This window comes from uncultured Streptococcus sp., from assembly GCF_963521255.1.
In the GTDB taxonomy this organism is placed as follows: domain Bacteria; phylum Bacillota; class Bacilli; order Lactobacillales; family Streptococcaceae; genus Streptococcus.
This window is the reverse complement of sequence record NZ_CAUQTU010000006.1, coordinates 82,056-108,524: the sequence shown is the minus strand read 5'-3', so window position 1 is coordinate 108,524 and position 26,469 is coordinate 82,056. Positions and strand designations below refer to the sequence as shown.

Sequence of the window (26,469 nt, the reverse complement as noted above, 5' to 3'; positions counted from 1 at the left end):
ATTGTGCTATACTAGTAAGGTTGAATAAATCAACCCTTGGTGCTTAGCTTCTTTCACCAAGCATATTACACGCGGACAACCGCCAAAGGAGAAAAGATGAAAAAATTAACTATTCGTGACGTAGCAGATATTGCAATCGTTGCTGCTATCTACGTCGTTTTGACTGTCACACCGCCTCTCAATGCCATTAGCTATGGTGCTTACCAGTTCCGTATTTCAGAAATGATGAACTTTATGGCTTTTTACAATCCTAAGTACATCATCGGAGTTACCATCGGTTGTATGATTGCTAATTTCTTTAGCTTCGGATTGCTAGATGTCTTTGTTGGTGGTGGATCAACCTTGGTATTCCTCAGTTTAGGTGTTTGGCTTTTTGCAAAATACAGCAATGATTATCTATTTAACGGATTAATTCGAAAAGATCATTTCTTCTTTTCAATCCTCTTTTCAATTTCCATGTTTACCATTGCTGCCGAGTTGAATATCGTAGCGCAATTACCATTTTTCCTCACTTGGTTCACAACAGGAATTGGTGAATTTGCCTCATTGATTATTGGAGCGATTATTATTGGTAAAATTGGCCGTCGAATCGATTTAAGCAAATAGAATTAGACAAGCTGGGTAGTCATTACTTGGCTTTTTCTTATGGAAAATTTCTAAGGAAACTTGACAAGTTTTTCTGATTATAGTATACTTTTCAAGTAAGCTGATTTAGCTCAGTTGGCAGAGCGCATCCATGGTAAGGATGAGGTCGCCGGTTCAATCCCGGCAATTAGCATGAAATAGACAGAAAAGCCCTTGATTTATAAGGGTTTTTGTTATGTCTGCCCCAAATTTTTCAAATATATTTCTTATGCACCTGTGTAAATAAAACTAATACTCAATGAAAATCAAAGAGCAAACTAGGAAGCTAGCCGCAGGTTGCTCAAAGCACTGCTTTGAGGTTGTAGATAGAACTGACGAAGTCAGTAACATATATACGGTAAGGCGACGCTGACGAAGTTTGAATTTGATTTTCGAAGAGTATAAAGAGTTTCGTCTGTTGACAAAAGTTATTCTATTTAGTAGAATAGTAGATGCGATGAGTCGATAGGTAGTCTTCGGACTACTATTGAGCATAAGGAGGTCATAACGCAGGAGCGGACCTTGATGAGTTGTGTGAACCTGCTCATCACATGAAGATGCCTCTTAGTCCCTAGTCTAGCGACTGGGGATTTTTATTTTCCAAAAAATGATGAAAAAGCTTTGCAATTCATGAAAAAAGTAGTATAATACATCTATTATAGAAATTTTTAGAAAATTCCGAAAGAGGTTATTTATGGGATATACAGTTGCTGTAGTCGGCGCGACAGGTGCTGTCGGAGCTCAGATGATAAAAATGTTGGAAGAATCAACACTTCCAATCGAAAAAATCCGCTTACTTGCTTCTGCACGTTCAGCAGGCAAGACTTTGAAATTTAAAGATCAAGATATTACGATTGAAGAAACGACTGAAACAGCTTTTGAGGGAGTTGATATTGCTCTCTTTTCAGCAGGCGGTTCTACATCAGCTAAGTATGCACCATACGCAGTGAAGGCTGGAGCGGTAGTAGTAGATAATACATCTTACTTCCGTCAAAATCCAGATGTTCCTTTGGTTGTTCCAGAGGTCAATGCTCATGCACTTGATGCCCACAACGGAATCATTGCCTGCCCTAACTGTTCAACAATTCAAATGATGGTGGCTCTTGAGCCAGTTCGCCAAAAATGGGGCTTGGACCGCATTATCGTTTCAACCTACCAAGCCGTTTCAGGTGCTGGTATGGGAGCAATTCTTGAGACACAACGTGAACTTCGTGAAGTCTTGAATGACGGTGTAAACCCACGTGATTTGCATGCCGAAATCTTGCCTTCAGGCGGTGACAAGAAACATTATCCTATCGCCTTTAACGCTCTTCCACAAATCGATGTCTTCACTGACAATGATTACACTTACGAAGAGATGAAGATGACTAAGGAAACTAAGAAAATTATGGAAGATGACAGCATTGCAGTATCTGCAACATGTGTGCGTATTCCAGTCTTGTCAGCTCACTCTGAGTCTGTTTACATCGAAACAAAAGAAGTGGCTCCAATTGAAGAAGTGAAAGCAGCTATCGCAGCTTTCCCAGGTGCTGTCCTTGAAGATGATGTTGCTCATCAAATTTATCCTCAAGCCATCAATGCAGTTGGTTCACGTGATACCTTTGTTGGTCGTATCCGTAAAGACTTGGATGCTGAAAAAGGAATCCACATGTGGGTTGTTTCAGATAACCTGCTCAAAGGTGCTGCTTGGAACTCCGTTCAGATTGCGGAAACTCTTTATGAACGTGGCTTGGTTCGTCCAACAGCCGAATTGAAATTTGAATTAAAATAGTCATATCGTTTAGGAGTTCAGATGAACTCCTTCTTTGAAATAGAGAGGTGTTTCTCATGTCTTATCAAGATTTAAAAGAGTGTAAAATCATCACAGCCTTTATTACCCCCTTCCACGAGGATGGCTCCATCAACTTTGATGCCATTCCAGCCTTGATTGAGCATCTGTTGGCCCATCATACAGACGGCATTCTTCTTGCAGGGACGACTGCTGAAAGTCCAACCTTGACCCACGATGAAGAGTTGGAACTGTTTGCAGCTGTACAGAAAGTTGTCAATGGACGTGTTCCTTTGATTGCGGGTGTGGGTACCAATGATACGCGTGATTCTATCGAGTTTGTCAAAGAAGTAGCAGAGTTTGGTGGTTTCGCAGCTGGGCTTGCTATTGTTCCTTACTACAACAAACCTTCTCAAGAAGGAATGTATCAGCACTTTAAGGCCATTGCAGATGCTTCTGACCTACCTATTATTATCTATAACATTCCAGGGCGTGTAGTTGTCGAGTTGACTCCAGAAACCATGCTTCGCTTGGCTGACCATCCAAATATTATTGGTGTCAAAGAATGTACCAGCTTGGCCAATATGGCTTACTTGATTGAGCACAAGCCAGAGGAGTTCTTGATTTATACAGGTGAGGATGGAGATGCTTTCCATGCCATGAACCTTGGTGCGGATGGGGTTATTTCTGTTGCATCCCATACAAATGGAGATGAAATGCACGAGATGTTTACTGCCATTGCAGAAAGTGATATGAAGAAAGCAGCAGCTATTCAACGTAAATTCATTCCTAAGGTTAATGCCCTCTTCTCATATCCAAGTCCTGCTCCTGTTAAGGCCGTTCTCAACTATATGGGATTTGAAGCTGGTCCAACTCGTCTACCTCTTGTTCCAGCACCAGAAGAAGATGCTAAACGCATTATCAAGGTTGTCGTAGATGGCGACTACGAAGCGACTAAGGCAACCGTAACAGGGGTCTTAAGACCAGATTACTAATAAAGACAATAAAATCCATGACCGAAACAACGATCATGGATTTTCCTATTTTCCTAAACAGAATTGGCTAAAGAGTTGTGTAATGAGTTCATCAGGAGCAGCATCTCCAGTGATTTCACCGAGAATTTCCCAAGTACGGGTCAAGTCAACTTGAAGCAAGTCAACTGGCATACCTAGTTCCAGCCCTTCATTAACAGCCTGTAGGCTTTCAACAGCCTTCTCAATCAAGGAAATATGACGGGCGTTGGATAAGTAGGTTGCATCTTGCTCAACCAACCCAGCATTCTCAAAGAAAAGGTTGTTCATTCTATCTTCAATCTTATCAATATTTTGGTTTTTAAGGACTGAAATACGGATGATATCTTCTGGCAACTCTGAAGTTTCAATCGCTTCAGGCAGGTCGGTTTTATTAAGTAAAATAACGCGGTTGGTTTCTTGACTAATTTCAAGCAGTTGTCTGTCTTGCGCAGTCAGTGGTTCACTGGCATTTAGCACTAGTAGAACTAAGCCGGCTTCCTTAAGGGCTTTTTTCGAACGCTCAACTCCGATTTGTTCCACGATGTCATCCGTTTCGCGGATACCAGCTGTGTCAATCAATTTTAGGGGAACACCGTTGATGTTGACGTATTCTTCGATGACATCACGTGTAGTGCCAGCGATATCAGTGACGATTGCTTTGTCCTCACGCAAGAGATTGTTGAGAAGGCTAGATTTTCCAACGTTGGGACGACCGATGATGGCTGTGGAAATTCCTTCACGAAGGATTTTACCGCGACGGGCTGTTCTAAGGAGATTTGTTAGCAATTGTTCAAACTCCATAGTCTTTTCACGGACAACGGCAGTAGTGGCTTCCTCAACATCGTCATACTCAGGATAGTCGATATTGACCTCAACTTGGGCAAGTGTGTTAAGGATTTCTTGACGGGTATTGTTAATCAGGTCAGAAAGGGAGCCGTCTAATTGTTTAACTGCAATGTTCATGGCCTTGTCAGTCTTAGCACGGATGATATCCATCACCGCCTCGGCCTGTGTCAAATCCACACGACCGTTTAGGAAGGCACGTTTGGTAAATTCACCAGGCTCTGCCAACCGAGCCCCTTCACGAATCGCTAGTTGTAATATTTCATTAGTGACCGCAATCCCACCGTGAGTGTTAATCTCGATAATATCCTCACGAGTGAAGGTCTTTGGAGACTTCATAGCTCCAACCATAACCTCGTCCATGACTTTTCCTGTCTGAGGGTCAATGATGTGACCGTAGTTAAGGGTATGGCTGGCAACCTGACTCAAGTTTTTTCCTTTAAAAATCTTTTGCGCAATAGCAAAACTTTCTGTTCCGCTCAGGCGGACAATACCAATAGCCCCTTCACCTAGTGGAGTAGAGATAGCAGCGATGGTATCAAATTCACGTGTAATCATAATGTTTCCTTTAATAAATAGCTCTTTTCTTGGAAATTTTTCCAAGTCTCTTTTCAAATTGTAACAAATTTGAACTATTTCTTCAATGGATGCTACTTGGAGATTGAAAAAGCCTAAGCAATTCTGCTTAAGCTAGCTTATTTGGTGCGCATTTCACCTTGAGGGAAGTAAGTTCCTTCTGGCATGTCGTTGATGATGACATGGACAGCAGATTGAGGGGCTCCAGTGTTACGAACAACCGCTTCCGTTACTTCCTTAGCAAGAGCTTTCTTTTGCTCGATCGTGCGTCCTTCAAATAAATCGATGCGTACAAATGGCATAATAGCTTCCTCCACTAGTTTTTGATTTCTTCTATTTTACCACATTTTGCCGTTTAAAGCTTAAGAAAATTATGATATACTAGAATGTAGCAAAAATTTAGAAATGGACGTGAAGCAAGAAACATGGCACAGTTGTATTATCGTTATGGGACCATGAACTCCGGTAAGACTATTGAGATTCTCAAGGTGGCCTATAACTACGAGGAGCAAGGAAAAGGTGTTGTGATTATGACCTCAGCTCTGGATACGCGTGACGGTGTTGGCTATGTATCGAGTCGGATTGGTATGAAACGCCCTGCCATTGCGATTGAGGAAACGACAGATATCTTCGGCTATATCCGAGACCTACCAGTAAAACCTTACTGTGTTTTGGTCGATGAAGCTCAGTTTCTCAAACGTCACCATGTTTACGACCTAGCTCGTGTTGTTGATGAGTTAGACATACCTGTCATGGCTTTTGGTTTGAAAAATGACTTTCGCAATGAACTGTTCGAAGGTTCCAAGTATCTCTTGCTCTTAGCAGATAAGATTGACGAAATCAAGACAATCTGTCAGTATTGTAAGAAAAAGGCGACTATGGTTTTGCGAACACAGGATGGACTGCCCATTTACGATGGAGAACAGATCCAGATTGGTGGCAATGAAACCTATATCTCAGTTTGCCGTAAACATTATTTTGCGCCAATGATAACCTCTAACAAGGAGCAAAACTATGACAATTGAACTAAGAGATGTTACAATGGAAAATTATTTTGATGTTTTGAATTTGGATGTCAAGGAATATCAAAAACAATTCATTGCAACCAACGCAATTAGTTTAGCTGAAGCATACGTCTACACTAAAAATGGAGATTTTGTAGCTCCATTGGCAGTTTATGATAATGATGCAATTATAGGTTTTGTGATGATAGCTTATGATAAAAAGATTGGAATTAGTAGTGGAAATTATTTACTATTTCGTTTTATGATTGATAATAATTTTCAAAATCAAGGATATTTTAAACCAATTATGGATAAAGTACTAGACTATGTTCGGACAGCGCCAGCAGATTTAAGCAATAAACTTTGGTTATCTTATGAACCAGAAAATGAACATGCAAGATCTTGTTACCTCAGTTATGGATTTAAAGAAACTGGGGAAATATTTGAGAACGAAGTAGTAGCAATCTATGATTTAACAATTGAGAAATAAGGAGAAAAAATGAACATCTATGATCAACTACAAGCTGTAGAAGACCGTTATGAAGAATTAGGAGAATTGCTGAGTGACCCAGATGTGGTTTCAGACACCAAGCGTTTCATGGAGCTTTCAAAAGAAGAGGCTTCAAGCCGTGATACAGTGACGGCTTACCGAGAATACAAACAAGTCCTTCAAAACATCGTTGACGCTGAAGAAATGATTAAGGAATCAGGTGGAGATGCTGACTTGGAAGAAATGGCCAAGCAAGAACTCAAAGATGCCAAGTCTGAAAAAGAAGAATACGAAGAAAAACTCAAAATTTTGCTCCTTCCAAAGGATCCAAACGATGACAAGAACATCATCCTTGAAATTCGTGGAGCGGCTGGTGGTGACGAAGCGGCACTTTTCGCTGGGGACCTTCTTACCATGTACCAAAAGTATGCTGAAGCTCAGGGATGGCGCTTTGAAGTTATGGAAGCTTCTATGAACGGTGTCGGTGGTTTCAAAGAAGTCGTTGCCATGGTTTCAGGTCAGTCTGTTTACTCTAAGCTTAAGTACGAATCAGGTGCCCACCGTGTGCAACGTGTCCCTGTGACAGAAAGCCAAGGCCGTGTACATACTTCGACAGCGACAGTACTTGTCATGCCTGAAGTGGAAGAAGTTGAATATGATATTGATCCAAAAGACCTTCGTGTTGATATCTACCACGCATCTGGTGCTGGTGGACAGAATGTCAATAAGGTTGCGACTGCCGTTCGTATCGTTCACTTGCCAACCAACATCAAGGTTGAGATGCAGGAAGAACGTACTCAGCAGAAGAACCGTGAGAAAGCCATGAAAATCATCCGTGCGCGTGTTGCTGACCACTTTGCTCAGATCGCACAAGATGAACAAGACGCTGAGCGTAAGTCTACAATCGGTACTGGCGATCGTTCAGAACGAATCCGTACTTATAACTTCCCACAAAACCGTGTCACAGACCACCGTATCGGCTTAACCCTCCAAAAACTAGATACAATTTTGTCTGGAAAATTGGACGAAGTTGTGGACGCCTTGGTACTTTATGACCAAACACAAAAATTAGAAGAATTAAATAAATAATGAAATTAGCTCAATTATTTTCAGATTTTGAAGAAGAGTTGATAAGACAAGGAGAGGAAGCTGAAAGCCTCTCTTTTGTCTATCGTAGCTTGAAAAATCTCTCTTTTACAGATTTCGTTTTTGCCCTCCAGCAGGAAGTGACGGAAGAGGAAGAAGTATTTGTAAAAGGAATTTTCCAACAGTTAGCAGCTCACAAGCCAGCCCAATATATCATCGGTCATGCAGATTTCTTTGGTATGCAGTTAACAGTTGATGAGCGGGTTTTGATTCCTCGTCCAGAGACAGAGGAGTTGGTGGGGCTTATCCTGGCTGAAAATCCTGAGACGAATCTTTCAGTTCTGGATATTGGGACAGGTAGTGGAGCTATAGCCCTTGCCTTAGCAAAAAACAGATCAGCTTGGTCAGTGACAGCAGCAGATATTTCCCAAAATGCTTTAGATTTAGCTAGCGAAAATGCTAAAAATCAAAAACTTAATATATTTTTTAAAAAATCTGATTGTTTTGCAGAAATTTCTGAAAAATATGATATAATTGTATCCAATCCACCTTATATCTCTCGTGAAGATGAGTCAGAGGTAGGCTTGAATGTTTTGTATTCAGAGCCTCATCTAGCCCTCTTTGCAGACGAGGATGGCCTAGCTATTTACCGTAGAATTGCGGAAGATGCAAAGTACCATCTCAAGGATGGTGGTAAGATTTACCTTGAAATTGGATACAAGCAAGGTCAAAGTGTTCCTGAGCTTTTTAGGAAACATCTTCCTGAAAAACGAGTACGAACACTAAAGGATCAGTTTGGTCAAGATAGGATGGTCGTGATTGATGATGGACAGGATTAGACAAGAGTTGGAGAAGGGTGGGGCAGTTGTTTTACCTACGGAGACAGTTTATGGTCTCTTTGCCAAGGCTCTAGACGAAAAAGCAGTTGATCATGTTTACCAACTCAAACGTCGTCCAAGAGACAAGGCTCTTAACCTCAATATCGCCTCTCTAGAGGACATCTTGAACTTTTCTAAGAATCAGCCATCTTATCTGCAAAAACTTGTAGAGACCTTTCTACCAGGTCCCTTAACCATTATTCTCGAAGCTAATGACCGAGTTCCCTATTGGGTCAATTCTGGTCTTGCAACTGTTGGATTTCGGATGCCTAGTCATCCCATTACCCTTGATTTGATTCGAGAGACAGGTCCCTTGATTGGGCCGTCTGCCAATATTTCAGGGCAGGCAAGTGGAGTGACCTTTAATCAAATTCTAGAGGATTTTGACCAAGAGGTTCTGGGTCTGGAAGACGATGCTTTTCTAACTGGACAGGATTCAACGATTTTGGACTTGTCTGGAGATAAGGTGAAAATATTACGCCAAGGGGCGATTAAGCGAGAAGATATTCTTGCTCGGTTGCCAGAGATTTCTTTTGAGGAGGAATGAGATGCTAAGAGATTTGCAAGAAACAGATGTAAAAGCTATATGTGAGATTAACCAAGAGGCTTTGGGCTATTCTTTTAGTCTAGAGGAAACGGATAGTCAATTAGCTAGACTATCTCAGGATTCCCATCATTTCCTTCTTGGCTATGAGGATGTAGCCAGTCATGTCTTACTTGGATATGTCCACGCTGAAGTTTACGAATCCCTCTATTCCAAAGCAGGATTTAATATTTTAGCTTTAGCAGTTTTACCTCGAGAGCAAGGTCAAGGTATCGGTAAAAGCTTACTGCAAGGGTTGGAGCAAGAAGCAAAAAGACGCGGCTATGGGTTTATCCGCTTAAACTCTGCCGATCATCGTCTGGGTGCTCATGCATTTTATGAAAAAGTTGGTTATACTTGTGATAAAGTGCAGAAACGGTTTATTCGCATCTTTTAGTTTATTTTCTTACACTAAAGGACCAGTTACACTATAAAGGAGAAGACCTATGATTTTTGACAAAGACGATTTTAAAGCATACGATGCTGATCTATGGAATGCTATTGCCAAAGAAGAAGAACGCCAACAAAACAACATTGAGTTGATTGCTTCGGAAAACGTTGTCTCCAAGGCTGTTATGGCAGCTCAAGGGTCTATCTTGACGAATAAATATGCCGAAGGTTACCCAGGACGCCGTTATTATGGTGGAACTGATGTGGTAGACGTGGTAGAGACTCTAGCCATTGAACGCGCAAAAGAAATTTTCGGTGCAAAATTTGCCAATGTCCAACCACACTCAGGAAGCCAAGCTAACTGTGCGGCTTACATGGCCTTGATTGAGCCTGGCGATACGGTTATGGGAATGGATTTAGCTGCAGGTGGTCACTTGACTCATGGGGCTCCTGTTAGCTTCTCAGGTCAAACCTACAACTTTGTTTCTTATAGTGTGGATCCTGAAACGGAATTCTTAGACTTTGATGCTATCTTGAAACAAGCCCAAGAAGTAAAACCAAAATTGATCGTAGCAGGTGCTTCAGCCTATTCTCAAATTATCGACTTTTCAAAATTCCGTGAAATTGCGGATGCTGTGGGTGCGAAGCTCATGGTAGACATGGCCCATATCGCTGGTTTGGTTGCTGCTGGTTTACACCCAAGTCCAATACCATACGCTCATATCACTACAACAACGACTCACAAAACACTTCGTGGACCTCGTGGTGGTTTGATTTTGACCAATGACGAAGAACTTGCCAAGAAAATCAATTCAGCTATTTTCCCAGGTATTCAGGGTGGCCCTTTGGAGCATGTTGTTGCTGCTAAGGCAGTTTCCTTCAAAGAAGTATTAGATCCATCCTTCAAGGAATACGCTACTAATGTTATCAAGAACAGCAAGGCTATGGCGGATGTCTTCTTGCAAGATCCTGATTTCCGTATCATTTCTGGTGGGACTGAAAACCACCTCTTCCTAGTGGATGTGACTAAGGTTGTAGAAAACGGAAAAGTTGCTCAAAACTTGCTAGATGAAGTCAATATTACCCTAAATAAAAACTCAATCCCTTACGAAACCTTGTCACCATTCAAGACAAGTGGTATTCGTATCGGAGCAGCAGCTATTACTGCACGTGGATTTGGTGAAGAAGAAAGTCGCAAAGTGGCTGAGCTTATCATTAAAACTCTTAAGAATGCGGAAAATGAAGCTGTCTTAGAAGAAGTGAGAAGTGCAGTTAAAGAATTGACAGATGCCTTCCCATTATACGAGGACTAAAACTTTTATGGACATTTATATTAAGAAAGCAATTATCCATCAGTTTAGCCCGGATGATACCGAGCTATTTCTAGCGGATAAGTTTCTCAATATTACTCCAAAAATCGAAGAATACCTGCGTAAAAAAATTGAACGTGTGTATTCAGATGAAGCCAAGACTGGGATTTTCGAAGAAGAAAATCCCTTCTTCAATCACATCACAGACGATTTGTTGGAGACATCAGTAAAGCTTGCTAATCTCTGGAAAGAGGAGTTCAGCATTTCCGAAAATCTCAAGACCAATGACTTGATTTTTGTGCAATTTTCTAAAGAAGGTGTAGAACATTTTGCTTTCTTGCGAATTGCCCTGCGTGAGACCTTGACCCACCTCGGAGGAGAAGTTGATAATCCAATCAAGCTGACTCAGAATAACCTGCCTGGATTTGGAACGGGTGCTGATGAGGCCTTAGTGGTTAATCTTCAGAGTCGCAAGTACCATCTGATTGAAAAACGAATCAAGTACAACGGGACTTTTTTGAACTATTTTTCAGATAATCTTCTTGCTGTCGCTCCTAAGATTTCTCCTAAAAAATCTATCAAGGAACTAGAAAAAACGGCACAGCGAATTGCTGAGACTTTTAATACAGATGATTTTCAATTTCAATCCAAGGTCAAATCAGCGATTTTCAATAATCTAGAAGAAAGCAATGAATTGTCACCTGAAAAATTGGCCAACGACCTTTTTGACAATAATCTGACGGCTCGTTTGAGCTTTATTGATCAAGTCAAGGAAGCTGTACCAGAGCCTGTTCAATTTGATGAAATTGATGCCAGCCGCCAGTTAAAGAAATTTGAAAACCAAAAACTCTCCTTGTCAAATGGAATTGAGCTCATCGTTCCCAATAACGTCTATCAAGACGCCGAGTCTGTTGAGTTTATCCAAAACGACAATGGAACCTACTCTATCTTAATCAAAAATATCGAGGATATTCAAAGTAAATAATGTTTAAACGAATTCGAAGAGTGCTTGTACTAGCAGTCTTCCTTTTTGCTGGCTATAAAGCTTACCGCGTTCACCAAGATGTCAAGCAAGTCATGACCTATCAACCCATGGTGCGAGAAATCTTGAGTGAAAAAGACACCCCAGCAAACGAAGAGCTTGTGCTCGCTATGATTTATACCGAAACAAAAGGAAAAGAAGGCGATGTTATGCAGTCTAGTGAGTCTGCAAGTGGTTCCACCAACACCATCAATGATAATGCCTCTAGCATTCGGCAAGGCGTTCAAACTCTGACAGATAATCTCTATCTGGCTCAGAAGAAGGGTGTTGATGTCTGGACAGCTGTTCAAGCCTATAATTTTGGACCTGCCTATATCGATTTTATCGCCCAAAATGGTAAGGAAAACACCCTAGCACTGGCCAAACAGTACTCTCGTGATACTGTTGCTCCCTTGCTTGGCAATACGACTGGAAAGACTTATTGTTATATTCACCCTATTTCCATTTTTCATGGAGCAAAACTCTATGTAAATGGAGGAAACTATTATTATTCTAGACAGGTGCAACTCAATCTTTACATCATCAAATGTTTCACTCTCTTTTCGACATCTGGCTAGCCCAGGTGTTTTTGTTATAAGTTTTCTTTAAGATAGATATATTACTCTAGAAAGGTAAAGGAGAAAATTCCCTATGAGAAAGAAACTCTTTCTGACTAGTGCTGCGGTCTTGTGGGCAGTAACAGCTATGAATAGCGCCCATGCAGCAACAGATGTGCAAAAAGTTATCGATGAAACCTATGTTCAACCTGAATATGTCCTAGGTTCATCATTGTCTGAAGATCAAAAAAATCAAACCCTTAAAAAACTAGGCTACAATGCCTCAACAGATACCAAAGAACTCAAGACCATGACGCCTGATGTCTATTCTAAAATCATGAATGTAGCCGATGACTCTAGTTTACAGTTGTATTCATCAGCCAAGATTCAAAAGCTAGGTGACAAGTCGCCACTTGAGGTCAAGATTGAAACACCAGAAAATATCACTAAGGTGACGCAGGATATGTACCGAAATGCGGCCGTAACTTTGGGTGTGGAACACGCCAAAATCACTGTAGCAGCACCTATTCCAGTTACAGGTGAGAGTGCCTTAGCCGGGATTTACTATTCACTAGAAGCTAATGGAGCCAAGGTGCCACAAGCCAATAAAGACTTGGCTCAAGAAGAGCTAAAGGCTTTGTCAGATATCAATGCTGAAAACAAGGACAAAACTGGCTATGATGCTAATAAATTAAACGTTGCCCTAGCCGACATCAAGTCAGGACTCGCCAAAGCTAAAGAAAGCAAGGGAAATCTGACAGAGGAAGATGTCCGTAAAATTGTTGAAGATACCTTAAAAAATTACAAACTTGATCAGGTGATAACAGGAAACCAGATCAATATCATCATCAATTTTGCTTTAAATCTCTCAAAAAGTGATATCCTCAGCAATGCAGACTTCACTAAAACTCTAAATGACCTTAAACAAAGTATCGTATCACAAGCTGGCGACAGTTTTAAAAATATCAACCTTAACTTTGATGCTGATAAGGCGCTAGAAGACGGGGGTAACTTCTTAAGCTCCCTCTGGCAAGCCATTGTCAACTTCTTCAAGAGTTTTGGTTCTTAAGAAATTTCATGGTATAATAGATGGTAACCGTAACGTTGCCGTCTTTTTTGTCGGCCAATAGAAAGAGAAGAGAATGTTAAAGAAAAATGATATTGTAGAAGTTGAAATTGTGGACTTGACCCATGAAGGTGCAGGAGTTGCCAAGGTAGATGGTTTGGTCTTTTTTGTAGAGAATGCTTTACCGAGTGAAAAAATACTTATGCGAGTCCTCAAGGTCAATAAAAAGATTGGTTTTGGGAAGGTTGAAGAATACCTTGTCCAGTCGCCACACCGTAATCAAGATCTAGATTTGGCTTACCTGCGTTCAGGAATCGCGGATTTAGGTCATCTTGCCTATCCAGAACAGCTTAAGTTTAAAACCAAGCAAGTCAAGGATAGTCTATACAAGATTGCAGGAATTGCTGATGTAGAGGTTGCTGAAACGCTTGGTATGAAAAATCCAGTCAAGTACCGCAACAAGGCGCAGGTGCCTGTTCGTCGTGTGAATGGTGTCTTGGAAACAGGATTTTTCCGTAAGAATTCGCATGACCTCATGCCTCTAGAAGATTTCTTTATCCAAGATCCTGTGATTGATGAGGTAGTTGTAGCCCTACGTGACTTGTTCCGTCGTTATGATTTGAAACCTTATGATGAAAAGGAACAATCTGGCTTGATTCGAAATCTTGTGGTGCGTCGTGGGCACTATTCAGGGCAAATTATGGTTATTTTGGTAACAACTCGTCCCAAAGTTTTTCGTGTCGACCAATTGATTGAACAAATCATCAAGCAGTTCCCAGAGATTGTGTCTGTTATTCAAAATATCAACGACCAAAATACCAATGCAATTTTTGGTAAGGAATGGCGCACCCTTTATGGTCAAGACTATATTACCGACCAAATGTTAGGAAATGACTACCAAATCGCTGGACCCGCTTTTTACCAAGTCAATACTGAAATGGCGGAGAAACTCTATCAAACAGCCATTGACTTTGCTGCATTAAAATCAGATGATGTGGTTATTGATGCCTATTCTGGTATCGGGACGATTGGTCTTTCTGTTGCGAAACATGTAAAGGAGGTTTATGGTGTTGAGGTAATTCCAGAAGCGGTTGAGAATAGCAAGAAGAATGCCCAACTGAACCATATTTCAAATGCCCACTATGTCTGTGACACAGCTGAAAATGCCATGAAGAATTGGCTCAAAGATGGAATTCAACCAACCATTATCTTGGTTGATCCTCCACGCAAGGGCTTAACCGAAAGCTTTATCAAGGCAAGTAGCCAAACAGGAGCTGATCGCATTGCCTATATTTCATGTAATGTCGCAACCATGGCACGTGATATCAAGCTCTACAAAGAGTTGGGATATGAATTGAAGAAAGTCCAGCCAGTTGACTTATTCCCTCAAACTCATCATGTGGAGTGTGTATCTTTGCTGGTAAAAGCCTAGAAATCTTGTAACGAAAGCCTTTTTAGAACCACTGGGAACAGTGGTTTTTTCTTTTAAAGTGGTAAGTATAAAACCTAGAGTCAAACTCGAGTGTGTAGAATTGCTCTCCAGAAAATGAGCGAATTTATTCCCACAAACCCATTGGGGACGTTTGTTTCCATAAGTTGAGTGTCTGTGGGACTAGAAATGCACCCTCTTTCTTTGACTATTTTTCTATTTCAAAGTGTGATATAATTATGGTAGTTTTTATTGAGTTGGGAGAATATAATGGATCAATTTGAGTTAGATCAGTTTAAAAAAGGAATTTTCGAACTTAATACTAGGCGTTTTGGCACTGTTGCTGAAATAATGATAAAGTATCATTTTGATTGTATGTATTCAAATGATAAGCCTGATGATGCAACAAAATCAAAAAAGGGAGAAAAGGCTAAGAATTTTGACCTTTATAGCGAAAACTACGGTAATATTGAGGTTAAATTTTCTAGAGTTTTAGAATCTGAGTCATCAATTACTGAACCCTCGGCATTTGATATTATAATGAATTCAAAGTCTAACTCTACAAGGATCGTAAAAAGTAGTGAAGTAAAATCATTTGATTGTAATATTCAGCAAGTCAAACCTAAATTTTTTCACACGCTTTTTTATGGATTATTTTTTGGGGATGAAATAAGAATTTATAAAATTTCAGATGTGGAGTATCTAGAGAAAAAGGACAATCCTGAATTTTCAGGTTCTGACTCACAACATTTTGGGAACGAAGGTGAGGGTCAATTTCACATAAAAGATTCCAATTTATCTTTTCATGACCAATTTAGAGTCAAAAATTTTTCTTACGAGGAATTATTCAATTTATTTAAGGATATTAAGGATTCCGTTGTTACGGAAGTTGAGCAATTTCTTGTAGAAGATATAAATTGCGAGAACCTCAATAGTAATGTAATTTATAATTTTCTTTTTCCGAACAAATCTCTTACAAAAAAATTCAATAAGCATATAGAAAAAATTAAAATATTTACTACTCAGTACAATCAATATAGAGAATCAAGGGAGTACGGATTGGATTTTTTGTCTGTTGAATTAGAAAGATTAAAAAAACAATCAGTAAACAGAAAGAAAGATATACTGCAACGATTTGCTGATATGTATTCTGGGGGTAAAATTAGTGTAACATCTGAGGAACTTGAGAGATTGAAAGAAGAAATCAACATAACAGATGGTAATAATATAGAAGATTTGTATACCTCATTGAAGAATGAATTAACTAGATTAGGATAAAAATAAATGGATATTCAAGAATTCAAAGAAGGAATTTTTTCCCTTCGTACTAGACGATTTGGTACAGTTGCAGAGTACATGATTAAGGTACTTATCAGCGTAGAAATGTCGAGTAATTTAGCTTATGACTTAACCGATTCTGAAATGAATAGAATTGAAGTGAAGTTTTCTACGGTTATGAAAAAAAGCACGTCTACTATCACCGAACAAAATGTTATACAACAAATCCTAGCTTCAACCGTTGAACATAGAATGATGGATAGTCATGAAATTTTTGATTCAAAGTTTGATTGTAACATTCAACAAGTCAAAACTTCTGAATTTGACATTTTGTACTATGGTTTATTTTTCCAAGACAGAATAGCTATTTTTAAAGTTAATAGTCATGATGTTTTTTCACTGCCTAATTACTCAAATAAGCAACATCGTGGGAATGAAGGTGAAGGGCAATTTCATTTGAATGAGAAAACGATTCAATTTCACCTAGATAACCAATTATACCGTTGGGTAAATTATGAAGAACTCTATGAACTTTTTTTAGCTTTAGGTAATAATTAAATAAACGTCAGACTTCCGATAAATTGGTGATATTGTATTTATCTGCAGGCTTTGTCAAAATATTATTTGATTTGTGTTATAGGAAGTCCATACTTGATATTCATTTTTACTTACGGTAATATACAAAGAACATGAGAGGAGGAATATGGAAAATATAATTTCAGAAGCAACAAAACGTAACTGGGAAAAACTTTCAGTTTCCGGTGAGGATAAGTTAAAAAGTCGAGCTAACAAGCAAAAATCTGAAAAAAGAATCATACCAGTTGAATATTTGGCAGATGGCAATAAAATTAGTTTCATAAAAGAAATAGTTGAAATATATAATACCGAGGAAATACCAGATATTATTTTTTCTCTAGCGGAAGACTTACTTGCACTGGCAGGAGTTGAAAATCGTAAAATAGTTCAAGATATACTTTCTAATTTTCAGAAGGACTTTCAAGTTAAGCGTTTAAAACTAAAAAAAGAATATTCTTTAAGTTACAAGAAAGGGGAAGATTTTTTGGGGGCTTTATATCAGAGTTTACTCACTGAAGGTGCGAAGAACAAAGCTGGTTCGTATTATACTCCTATTAGTATTGTAGATAATATGTTATCAGATATTGAGTTGGAAAGTAACTCGAATTTTTTAGACCCTTGTTGTGGTAGCGGAGCATTTTTATTAAGAGTTAAGACTGAGAACCCATCAAATTTATATGGTATTGAAAAAGATCCTATTGCAGCTTTTATTGCAAAAGTTAACCTTATTCTTGTATATCAATCTTTTGAGTTTGAACCTAACATAATTTGCGGTGACTTTTTATCTGATGTTTCATTTTTTAAACAAGTAACTCAATTTGATTGCATTGCGACAAATCCACCTTGGGGGAACAAGTCGAAAATTACAACAAGTTTTATTGAATCAAAAGAATCTTTTGTTCAATTTTTTATAAAGTCATATAATTTATTAAATAAGGGTGGGAAGATTAACTTTTTATTTCCTGAGTCGGTTTTAAATGTTAAGTCACATAGAGTGCTACGGGAATTCATAATATCGAACCATGATTTGAACAAGATTCATCTGTACAAATCTACCTTTACAGGCGTTACTACAAGCTTTGTTAGCATGAATTTTTGTAAAGGAATTTTTTCTGAAAAAGTACAAGTCATTGGTGAACATGAAGAATTTTATGTTGATTATAATGCTTTTAAATATACAGAAAATAAAGTTTTTTCTCTTTTAAAACCCAAGGAAGAAAAAATAATTAAAAAGGTTTTAAGCAGTTCTAGCTATTCTTTATCAAATAGTACATGGGGGCTAGGGATTGTTACTGGTAATAATAAAGAAAAGCTGAAATCCTCTGATGGTCCTATGCTAGAAAAGATTTATACTGGAAAAGAGATTGAAAAATATAGATTAAAAAAAGCCCAAAATTATATCCTATATGATAGAGATTCTTTCCAACAAGTAGCGAAAGAAGATATTTATAGAGCTAAAGAAAAACTTGTTTATAAATTTGTTTCTAATAAATTGATGTTTGCTTATGATGACACTTCTAGTCTTTTTTTAAATAGTGCTAATATCTTAATACCGAATGTACCAGGTATGTCAGCTAAAACAGTTTTAGCATTTTTAAATTCTAGCTTGTATCAATTCTTATATGAAAAGTTGTTTGGAGAATTGAAAGTTCTTAAAGGTAATTTAATGGAGCTTCCGTTTCCTAAAATTGATTCTGAAACTAATAATACTTTGACGATGCTTGTGGAAGAAATTATTAGTGAGGGTAAAAATAATCAGAAAGACATTGATGAAATAATTTATAATGTATACGACCTATAGGGACTATAATCTCTACAGTGGATTACCCACTACAGAAATTATAGAGCCTATAAAGCGCAATGCCTTTGGTTTTCGAAACTTTGAAAACTTCAAAAAACGTATTTTTATCGCTCTGAACATCAAAAAAGAAAGGACTAAAGTTGTCCTTCCTCGAGCTTAGCTTTTCTTCAACCCACTACAGTTGATAAAGAGCCTCTTTTGACCGCATTTGAAGTTGTACAGACAATACTTGGTTTTGGTAGCTTTACCATTACTTTGATTGGCTTGTGCTATAAAATCTTCAAAGACAAGGACAAAAAATAATCCGTCCCCACTTTTGAGCGAGTAGGACGGATTAAATCTGTTATACGAGCTACCGTCTTTTTAACAGTTCTACATTGGAGTTGAGTTGGTAGCTCAGCTCCTTTTTCTATGTTTATTATAACATATTGCGATTAAATTTCAAATAAAAAATCTAAGCCTGGTGAAATACATCAGGCTTTTTCTTTTTGATTTTTTCTTAAAACCGGAAAAATCTATCTTGAAAGTACCTATTTAGGTAAGCGGACAATAAAGACATTTTGTTAAAGTACAGGGTTGCTGATTACTTGACTAATATAGCGTTTAGAGGGATATATAGTGTGTAAAAACTTCTTGTAGGAGGAAAAATGAATATAAGAAAAATTGAAGCAAAGAATAACAAAAGAAAAAAGAGAATTTGTGCATATGTTCGAGTTTCTACAACCAACGGAAGTCAACTTGATTCGCTAGAGAATCAAAAAGTCTATTTTGAAAAGTTGTATGCTGAACGTGATGATGTTGAGTTTTTGGGTGTTTTTTGTGACAAAGGGATTTCAGGTTCAAAGTATGATAGACCTGATTTTCAAACTATGTTAGATGCTTGTAGAAAAGGACAAATTGATGTTATCCATACTAAGTCAATATCAAGGTTTGCAAGAGATCTCATCAATGTTCTTGAAATAAGTCGAGAATTAAAAACTCTTGGTATTGATATCTTTTTTGAAGAGCAGAATATCCACACTTTATCCAATGAAGGTGAAGTTGTCTTGACTGTATTAGCAAGTTTGGCTGAGGAAGAGTTACAAAGCATGAGCGGAAACCAACGATGGAGTTTTCATAGAAAGTTCCAGAAGGGAGAATTACTCATTAATGCTAAACGGTTTTTAGGGTATGATTTAAACGAAAAAGGAGAACTTGTTATAAACCAAGAAGAAGCGCAAATAGTGAGAACCATCTTTTATAGTTATTTAGAAGGAATGGGTACACATAGGATTGCTAAAAAACTTAATGAGGACAGGGTTCCAACCGTAACAGGAAAGAAATGGTATGATAGCACAATTCGTAATATCTTAAAAAACGAAAAATACAAAGGCTCTTTACTGCTTCAAAAATACTTTCATGATGGTGTAAACGGTCCAAAGAAATTAAATCAGGGACAGTTGGAACAATACTATATCGAAGATAATCATGAAGGAATTATATCTAAGGAAATATGGGAAAAGGTTCAGGTAAAAATGAAAAGCTGTTCTCGGATCCAAGGTACAAATAAAAGCTATAAATTTTCCAGAATGTTAAAATGCCAGTATTGTGGTTCAACATTAAAAAGACAGGTATCTTATAAGAAAAAGATTATTTGGTGTTGTTCCAAATATATCAAAGAAGGAAAAAATTCATGTAAAGGTATGAGAGTCCCTGAAAGGGATATTGAAGATTGGAAACTAAGTTCACCAGTAACTGTGTTAGAAAGGATTGAAGATGGAGAAAAACATTACAGTTATACCGGCCAGAAAGCTACAGCAAACAGTCATATCTCAAATTCAGAAAAAAATCAGAGTAGCCGCTTATTGTCGAGTGTCTACAGACCAAGACGAACAGCTATCAAGTTATGAGAATCAGGTCAATTATTATCGTGAATTCATCTTAAAACATGAAGATTATGATCTGGTAGATATTTATGCAGATGAAGGTATTTCAGCAACTAATACAAAAAAACGTGAAGCTTTTAACCGACTGATACAGGATTGTAGAGAAGGTAAGATTGACAGAATTTTAGTTAAATCTATTAGTAGATTTGCTAGAAATACATTGGACTGCATCAAGTATGTAAGAGAACTGAAAGATCTAGGTATTGGAGTAACTTTTGAAAAAGAGAATATTGATAGCTTAGATTCAAAAGGAGAAGTACTTCTTACTATTCTATCGTCGCTTGCACAGGATGAATCAAGATCTATTTCAGAAAACTCAACTTGGGGAATTCGTAAGAAGTTTGAGCGTGGTGTAGTTCAGGTAAATACTACAAACTTTATGGGATATGACAAAGATGAAAAAGGAAATCTAATTATAAACTCTGAACAAGCAAAGGTCGTGAGGTATATATTTGATAGATTTCTAGAAGGATACAGTCCAGAATTTATTTCCAAAGAGTTAAGAGAACAGGAAATACCAGGTTGCACAGGTAAAGCAAAGTGGTGCCCAAGTGCTATATGGAAGATGCTTCAAAATGAAAAATACAAGGGTGATGCTTTGCTTCAGAAAACCTATACTGTTGATTTCCTGACGAAGAAACGAATAGATAATGATGGACAAGTTAATCAATACTATATTGAAAACAATCATGAACCAATTTTAGATAAAGAGAAGTGGGAGATTGTTCAGTTAGAAATAGCAAGAAGAAAGAGATTTAGAGAACAATATAAGCTCCAATTTTATATCATGCAGAAAGAAAACAATCCCTTTACAACAAAAGTATTTTGCGCAGAGTGTGGTTCAGCATTTGGTCGAAAAAATTGGACGACAAGTCGTGGTAAACGGAAGGTATGGCAGTGTAACAATCGATATAGGATTAAAGGTCAGATTGGATGTTTAAACAATCATATTGATGAAGAAATGCTTGAGAAAGCCTTTATGAAAGCAGTTGGAATATTGCAAGATCATAGATCTGATGTGGTAGCTAAGTGGCAAAAGCTAGAGCAGGGAGCAAATCTTCTCCATAAGCACTATGCAAAGCAGATGTATCAGATACTAGATTTAGATAAATTTGATGGAGTTATCATGAATCGAGTTCTCGACCACATCAGTATTTCAGAAGCTGGACAAATTGTAGTAACTTTCCTTGAAGGAACTGAGGTAGATTTATAAGAGACTGTTACTGGGAAGTTACAGTCTTTTTAGTGGGTTAATGGTATAATGAGATTATAAATGTGGATATTGTTTAAATTCTCTGGAGGACGCATAATGTTGAATTTAGTAAAAGGTCACCAAGTTAGCTTGGTAGAAAACCTGTTTGAATCATTTACAAAGTTAACTGAACATCATTTGATGGCGAATGTACACGCAGAAAAAATATTAGAGGTTTTTCAACACTTTATTGCGATTCATGATGAGCCCTTGTTTTTTATTTTAGAATTGCCTGTCAGTATTGATAGAGAAAAAGTGATAGAAAAGAATATTATCAAGGAATCTCATAAGGATGTTTATTATATTGATGGTTGTTCAAGAGAGGAATGCCTAGCACTGTTGATTAGATACGGTGATTTACTTGTTAATGATGGACTAAGTAAGTTTGGATTTGGTGGGCATAAAAGTCATGATGAGATCATGCTTGATAGCTATAATGTTGTGACAATTTATAGTAAAGAACTATCGAAATTTAATGATTTTTTTGAACCTCATAATATTCAATTTGTAGAAGAACTAGTGACAGCTTGGGGAACTTTTTCTAAGACTTCACCAGGAATCTCTGAAATCTATGAAAGTAATGGAAAAACTGTTTATGATTTGCCTGTAGAATTAGCTGAATGGGGAATATACTTAGTTGAAACTCGAACCGAATAGGCATAACTATAGGTTAGAAATAGGATATTTCAGTTCCTCTAATACTCCAAATTTAACTTTAGTCAATTTGTAGAAGGAAAAGCAAGATGTAAGCACATATCGAGGTTTTGGGACTACTGGAGAAAAAGATATAGTCTACCGTTTCAGGGTTTACAAAAGGCTTGATATTAAGCCTTTTTTGAATTTTGAGTGAAGTATAAATCTAACAGTCTGAGTTGAGATAGTATTATTGATAGCAGTAATGTCTGAAATTTATTTCCACATACTCAGTGGAGGTTCAAAATGTTCCTGCATGTGAGGTGTCTGTGGGAATAGTTTTGGCCCCCCTTTTTATTTTCAGATATCACTATGATGGTTTGTGGAACTATTTTTCTTATATGGTAGGATAGGTATCAGAGTGAGTAGAATACCCTATAGGTATGTGTTTGTTTCCATAGACTAGGAGGTAATGGGAATAAACATACCCACCTAGCTATGGGGATTTCTCATAGTTTTTTTACTTTCTTCCTTGACAATTGAGCAACTGTTCAACTATAATGGTAATAGTTGAACAGTTGCTCAACTATTATCGATTATTGAGGTATAAGATGTCATTTTTTTCATCTCTATCACCAGTAATGCAAGCTTTATTAGCTGGCTTATTCACCTGTTTTGTACCATTATCGGTGCTAGTTTGGTCTTTTTTGTCAAAACCATTCATCAAAAATTCATGGATATGATGATGGGCTTGGCAGCGGGTATTATGACGGCAGCTGCAGTCTGGTCTTTGCTTGTCCTTTCATTTGGCTATAGCCAGTCAATGGCTGCAAACAGATTTTACTGGTTGCCGACGGCTGTTGGTTTTTATTGTCGGGGGCTTAATTATCCGCTTTATTGATTATTTGGTTCCCCACCTGCATTTGAATCAACAGATGAGTGATAAGGAAGGGATTTTGAATCCCCAAAGACCCTTATCAAAGACCATGCTGCTTTATCTGGCGGTAGTGATTCATAATATACCAGAGGGCTTAGCAGTTGGTGTGGCAAATGCCACAACTGGACTTTCCTTTACGTGGATGAGTGCCCTTGGATTAGCCTTGTGAATTGGTATCCAAAATATTCCAGAAGGCTCTGCCTTGTCCTTGCCGCTACGGGCAGAAGGGCGAAGTAGGAAATCAGCTTTCTACTATGGCGCCATGTCAGCGATTGTTGAGCCGATTGCAGTTGTTTTAGGGGCCTATGCTGTTATGTCTATGCCCCAGCTACTATCTTATGCTCTCTCATTTGCGGCAGGAGCCATGATTTATGTTGTAGTGGAAAAACTTGTGCCAGGTGCTCAAGAACACAAGAATACCGATATTGCAACAGGTGAGTTTATGGACGGATTTCTAATTATGATGTTACTTGATACAACTTTAGGATAGGAGGAATACAAAATATGTCACAGTGTTTAACAGCTTGTAATCCAGATTTAATTCAAGGGGTCCATGAGACGGAGTTTGATACCGTTACATTGCTAAATATGTCCAATTTTTTTAAGGCGATTTCTGATCCAACTCGTTTGCGGATTTTACAAGCAGTACGGCAAAAAACAATTTGTGTCGGAGACTTAGCGATTGCGTTACAGATGACCAAATCTGCTATTTCTCACCAACTACGCTATCTGCGGGACTGCCAATTGGTCAAGGGGGAGAAAAAAGGAAAGATGACCTATTATGAACTTGCGGATAATCATGTCGCATCAGTCTTGTCTTTGACACTGAAGCATTTGAAGGAGGAAAAACATGAAGAAAGAGTATGTACTTCGGGGAATTGACTGTGGCAATTGTGCTGCTAAGATTGAACGTGCTGTCAATCAATTGGAGCAGGTAGAATCTGCCACTGTCAATCTGATAGCTCAAAAGCTGACTTTGGAAACAAAAAGCGAAGATGGGATAGATAAGGAAATTATTGACTTAGTAGATGCTATTGAACCTGGAATCGAAGTGATCAGTGAGAAAAAGGAAGAGGCACTTCCAGAAAAACGAGATTGGGCGAAAGAGCTGCTACTTGCTGTTACGATTCTATTTGCCTTCGGCTTTTTCCTGCCAGAGGAGTATTTCTGGATTCGTCTGGTCTATTATCTGACCCTATATATCATTATCGGTCATAAGGTTCTTATCAAGATGGTTCAAAATATTCAACGTGGCAATATTTTTGATGAAAACTTTTTGATGAGTATCGCGACCTTAGGAGCCTTTCTCTTGGGAGAATTTCCAGAGGCAGTAGCCGTCATGCTTTTTTATCAGATTGGGGAGTATTTCCAAGACAAGGCCACCTCTCAATCTCGTCAGTCCATTGCACAATTGATGGATATTCGGTCGGTTAAGGCTTGGAGACTAGAGGGGGGAGAAGCCGTTCAAGTAGACCCTGAAACAGTAAGGGTTGCGGACCATATTTTAGTTAAGCCTGGGGAGAAGGTGCCCCTAGATGGTCTGGTCAGAAAAGGTCGTTCTATTCTGGATACGTCAGCCTTGACAGGAGAATCACTGCCTAGGGAAATTGGCGTTGGTGAGGACATTACAAGTGGTGTGATCAATTTGACTAGTCCATTGGTAATTGAAGTGAGAAAGACTTTTTCGCAATCAACGGTCAACAAAATTTTGGAATTAGTTGAAAATGCAAGCAATAAAAAAGCGGAGACGGAACGGATGATCACACGTTTTTCGCGTGTGTATACACCAGTGGTTGTCGGAATCGCTTTTCTGCTTGCAAGCCTGCCTCCCTTGCTTGGTTTAGGGGAGTGGTCGACTTGGCTTTATCGGGCACTTACCTTTTTAGTCATTTCTTGCCCTTGTGCTCTTGCGGTTTCGGTACCAATGAGTTTCTTTGGCGGGCTAGGGGGAGCATCTAAATTAGGTGTCTTAGTGAAAGGTGGAAATTATTTAGAGGCTCTTGCCAAGTTGGATACGGTCGTATTTGATAAGACGGGGACAATTACAAAAGGTATCTTTGCGGTAGATACCGTTGTCAACGCAGAAGGTATCGAGGATAATATTCTGTACCTCGCTGCCCATTTGGAAAGCTATTCCAATCATCCAATCGCAAACTCGATTCGAACAGCCTATGGACAGGAAGTGGACGAGAATAGGGTGAGTCAGATTACCGAGCTACCAGGGCAGGGCATGTCCGGTAGGATAGATGGCAGACAGCTCTATCTTGGGAATGCTAGATTAATGGAAGTTCAAGGGATTGCTTATCCAGCTATTGACAGCACAGGAACAGTTCTCTATTTGGCAGAGGACAGTCACTTTTTAGGCTATTTCCTTATCACAGACCAAGTGAAGGAGACGAGCATCGAGGCCTTGAAGGATTTACAGGCGGTCGGAATTAAAAAAACGGTTCTCCTTTCAGGTGATCGTCAGGCAGTGGTTGATGAATTTGCACAGCAATTTGCCTTCAATGATGCATTTGGAGATTGCTTGCCTCAGGATAAGGTGAGTACATTTGAGGAAATTCTGACTCAGTCTCAGCAGGCTGTTGCCTTTGTTGGAGATGGAGTGAATGATGCACCGGTTCTTGCTAGGGCAGATGTTGGTATTGCTATGGGAGGGCTAGGTTCGGACGCAGCCATTGAATCAGCAGATGTTGTACTGATGGATGATGACCTTGAAAAACTTCCTCAAGTCATTCGACTGGCTAAAAAGACAGTCAGAATAGCTCGGCAAAACATGACCTTGGCTATTGTAGTTAAACTAATTTTCTTGGTTCTAAGTGGATTGGGAATTTCTAATATGTGGGAGGCAATCTTTGCAGATGTTGGTGTAACGCTACTGGCAGTATGGAATGCATTGAGGACCTTGAGGATAGATACCTCCACTTTGTCAAAGTAAGTGAACAAACAGAGCGATATACAAGTTTTTGTATAATCGCTTTTTTAAACTATGATATGGGCTTTAACGATTTTAACCTAAATCTAGTAACCGTTGAACGTGCATCAATAGAACACACTATGACCATCAACAAGAACTACGTTACTTTCATTAAGGGTATTTTCTGGTAAATTTCAAAAATAAAACCTTGATTTTGCGCCATTTTTTTTCCTTCCCGAAGGCGCGGGAGTACACCCCTTTTGTTAAGGATTTATCCCTTTTTAAATAAAAATAATACAAGTAGGACACTTCTAAAAGTGATCTACTTTTTTTAAATATTTTCATTCTAAAGTTTAATTTTAAACAACAACTCTATCACTTTCGTTATATAATATAGATGTTGACTAACTCCACATGTTGAGGCGGTAAGTTTGCTAGTCAAGGAGTAAAACGACGAAGATTAGCATTTACTTCCGCCCATGCGATAGCTGTCCGTGATTGACAAGTGCTAG

The 26,469-nt window shown here is 38.5% G+C and carries 24 protein-coding genes, 1 tRNA gene, 2 pseudogenes and 1 riboswitch; of the genes and pseudogenes, 25 read left to right on the top strand and 2 right to left on the bottom strand.

The window, feature by feature from the left end:
• The first annotated feature begins 2 nt into the window (after positions 1-2).
• A riboswitch (PreQ1 riboswitch) is annotated at positions 3-99 on the top strand.
• The 4 genes from RWP09_RS05930 to dapA all read left to right on the top strand — a co-directional run bounded on the left by RWP09_RS05930 (position 97) and on the right by dapA (position 3,387).
• Positions 97-606 carry a QueT transporter family protein gene (locus tag RWP09_RS05930; protein ID WP_314435121.1) on the top strand — a complete coding sequence of 170 codons (510 nt, stop codon included), beginning with the start codon at positions 97-99 and terminating at the stop codon, positions 604-606. (Overlaps the previous riboswitch by 3 nt.)
• Positions 607-705: 99 nt before the next feature.
• Positions 706-778, top strand: a tRNA-Thr gene (locus RWP09_RS05925).
• 540 nt (positions 779-1,318) lie between these two features.
• Complete coding sequence (locus tag RWP09_RS05920) at positions 1,319-2,395, top strand: aspartate-semialdehyde dehydrogenase (RefSeq protein WP_314435118.1); 1,077 nt, start codon at positions 1,319-1,321, stop codon at positions 2,393-2,395.
• A 56-nt stretch (positions 2,396-2,451) separates the two neighbouring features.
• On the top strand, positions 2,452-3,387 hold the full coding sequence (gene dapA / locus RWP09_RS05915) for a 4-hydroxy-tetrahydrodipicolinate synthase (RefSeq protein ID WP_000121621.1): 936 nt from the start codon (positions 2,452-2,454) through the stop codon (positions 3,385-3,387).
• Positions 3,388-3,432: 45 nt separating this feature from the next.
• Here dapA and mnmE read toward each other — a convergent pair whose 3' ends face one another.
• The gene (mnmE, locus tag RWP09_RS05910) at positions 3,433-4,806 is read right to left on the bottom strand and encodes a tRNA uridine-5-carboxymethylaminomethyl(34) synthesis GTPase MnmE (protein WP_314435114.1); all 1,374 of its coding nucleotides are present in this window, start codon (positions 4,804-4,806) and stop codon (positions 3,433-3,435) included.
• A 137-nt stretch (positions 4,807-4,943) separates the two neighbouring features.
• Complete coding sequence (locus RWP09_RS05905) at positions 4,944-5,126, bottom strand: 4-oxalocrotonate tautomerase (RefSeq protein ID WP_125451918.1); 183 nt, start codon at positions 5,124-5,126, stop codon at positions 4,944-4,946.
• Between the two features lie 123 nt (positions 5,127-5,249).
• Here RWP09_RS05905 and RWP09_RS05900 point away from each other — a divergent pair, with 123 nt between their 5' ends.
• The 21 genes and pseudogenes from RWP09_RS05900 (at position 5,250) to RWP09_RS05795 (ending at position 25,978) form a co-directional block, all read left to right on the top strand.
• On the top strand, positions 5,250-5,849 hold the full coding sequence (locus RWP09_RS05900; protein WP_314435107.1) for a thymidine kinase: 600 nt from the start codon (positions 5,250-5,252) through the stop codon (positions 5,847-5,849).
• Positions 5,839-6,318 carry a GNAT family N-acetyltransferase gene (locus RWP09_RS05895; protein ID WP_314435103.1) on the top strand — a complete coding sequence of 160 codons (480 nt, stop codon included), beginning with the start codon at positions 5,839-5,841 and terminating at the stop codon, positions 6,316-6,318. The genes RWP09_RS05900 and RWP09_RS05895 overlap by 11 nt, the downstream gene beginning before the upstream one ends.
• A 9-nt stretch (positions 6,319-6,327) precedes the next feature.
• Entirely contained in the window at positions 6,328-7,407 is a 1,080-nt protein-coding gene (gene prfA / locus RWP09_RS05890; RefSeq protein WP_084927276.1) for a peptide chain release factor 1, read from the top strand.
• A complete protein-coding gene (prmC, locus tag RWP09_RS05885) occupies positions 7,407-8,243 on the top strand; it encodes a peptide chain release factor N(5)-glutamine methyltransferase (RefSeq protein WP_314435097.1) in 837 nt (278 codons plus the stop codon). The genes prfA and prmC overlap by 1 nt, the downstream gene beginning before the upstream one ends.
• Positions 8,227-8,829 (top strand): L-threonylcarbamoyladenylate synthase, encoded by a 603-nt coding sequence (locus RWP09_RS05880; RefSeq protein WP_314435095.1) that lies wholly within the window; start codon positions 8,227-8,229, stop codon positions 8,827-8,829. Before prmC ends, RWP09_RS05880 begins: the two co-directional genes overlap by 17 nt.
• Position 8,830: 1 nt before the next feature.
• A complete protein-coding gene (locus tag RWP09_RS05875; RefSeq protein ID WP_314435093.1) occupies positions 8,831-9,262 on the top strand; it encodes a GNAT family N-acetyltransferase in 432 nt (143 codons plus the stop codon).
• Between the two features lie 49 nt (positions 9,263-9,311).
• Positions 9,312-10,568 carry a serine hydroxymethyltransferase gene (gene glyA, locus RWP09_RS05870; RefSeq protein WP_314435089.1) on the top strand — a complete coding sequence of 419 codons (1,257 nt, stop codon included), beginning with the start codon at positions 9,312-9,314 and terminating at the stop codon, positions 10,566-10,568.
• A gap of 7 nt (positions 10,569-10,575) precedes the next feature.
• A complete protein-coding gene (locus RWP09_RS05865; RefSeq protein WP_314435087.1) occupies positions 10,576-11,550 on the top strand; it encodes a nucleoid-associated protein in 975 nt (324 codons plus the stop codon).
• Entirely contained in the window at positions 11,550-12,164 is a 615-nt protein-coding gene (pmp23, locus tag RWP09_RS05860; RefSeq protein ID WP_314435084.1) for a cell wall hydrolase Pmp23, read from the top strand. The genes RWP09_RS05865 and pmp23 overlap by 1 nt, the downstream gene beginning before the upstream one ends.
• Positions 12,165-12,237: 73 nt before the next feature.
• Positions 12,238-13,212 (top strand): DUF1002 domain-containing protein, encoded by a 975-nt coding sequence (locus RWP09_RS05855; protein WP_314435082.1) that lies wholly within the window; start codon positions 12,238-12,240, stop codon positions 13,210-13,212.
• Positions 13,213-13,285: 73 nt separating this feature from the next.
• On the top strand, positions 13,286-14,641 hold the full coding sequence (rlmD, locus tag RWP09_RS05850) for a 23S rRNA (uracil(1939)-C(5))-methyltransferase RlmD (RefSeq protein ID WP_314435079.1): 1,356 nt from the start codon (positions 13,286-13,288) through the stop codon (positions 14,639-14,641).
• Positions 14,642-14,908: 267 nt separating this feature from the next.
• A complete protein-coding gene (locus tag RWP09_RS05845; protein WP_314435076.1) occupies positions 14,909-15,916 on the top strand; it encodes a hypothetical protein in 1,008 nt (335 codons plus the stop codon).
• Between the two features lie 6 nt (positions 15,917-15,922).
• Positions 15,923-16,474, top strand: a complete 552-nt coding sequence (locus tag RWP09_RS05840) for a hypothetical protein (protein ID WP_314435073.1) — start codon at positions 15,923-15,925, stop codon at positions 16,472-16,474.
• 145 nt (positions 16,475-16,619) lie between these two features.
• Positions 16,620-18,293 (top strand): TaqI-like C-terminal specificity domain-containing protein, encoded by a 1,674-nt coding sequence (locus RWP09_RS05835; protein WP_314435070.1) that lies wholly within the window; start codon positions 16,620-16,622, stop codon positions 18,291-18,293.
• Between the two features lie 183 nt (positions 18,294-18,476).
• Positions 18,477-18,596: pseudogene (locus RWP09_RS05825) on the top strand (putative holin-like toxin); the annotation flags it as partial.
• Between the two features lie 344 nt (positions 18,597-18,940).
• Positions 18,941-20,182 carry a recombinase family protein gene (locus RWP09_RS05820; RefSeq protein WP_314435066.1) on the top strand — a complete coding sequence of 414 codons (1,242 nt, stop codon included), beginning with the start codon at positions 18,941-18,943 and terminating at the stop codon, positions 20,180-20,182.
• The gene (locus tag RWP09_RS05815; protein WP_257616655.1) at positions 20,145-21,431 is read left to right on the top strand and encodes a recombinase family protein; all 1,287 of its coding nucleotides are present in this window, start codon (positions 20,145-20,147) and stop codon (positions 21,429-21,431) included. The genes RWP09_RS05820 and RWP09_RS05815 overlap by 38 nt, the downstream gene beginning before the upstream one ends.
• Positions 21,432-21,527: 96 nt before the next feature.
• Positions 21,528-22,127 carry a hypothetical protein gene (locus RWP09_RS05810; protein WP_000933555.1) on the top strand — a complete coding sequence of 200 codons (600 nt, stop codon included), beginning with the start codon at positions 21,528-21,530 and terminating at the stop codon, positions 22,125-22,127.
• A 587-nt stretch (positions 22,128-22,714) separates the two neighbouring features.
• Positions 22,715-23,530 (top strand): annotated as a pseudogene (locus RWP09_RS05805) (ZIP family metal transporter).
• Positions 23,531-23,544: 14 nt separating this feature from the next.
• On the top strand, positions 23,545-23,922 hold the full coding sequence (locus RWP09_RS05800; protein WP_000076060.1) for a metalloregulator ArsR/SmtB family transcription factor: 378 nt from the start codon (positions 23,545-23,547) through the stop codon (positions 23,920-23,922).
• Positions 23,891-25,978, top strand: coding sequence for a heavy metal translocating P-type ATPase (locus tag RWP09_RS05795; protein ID WP_314435065.1), 2,088 nt, complete (start codon positions 23,891-23,893; stop codon positions 25,976-25,978). The genes RWP09_RS05800 and RWP09_RS05795 overlap by 32 nt, the downstream gene beginning before the upstream one ends.
• Positions 25,979-26,469: the final 491 nt, after the last annotated feature.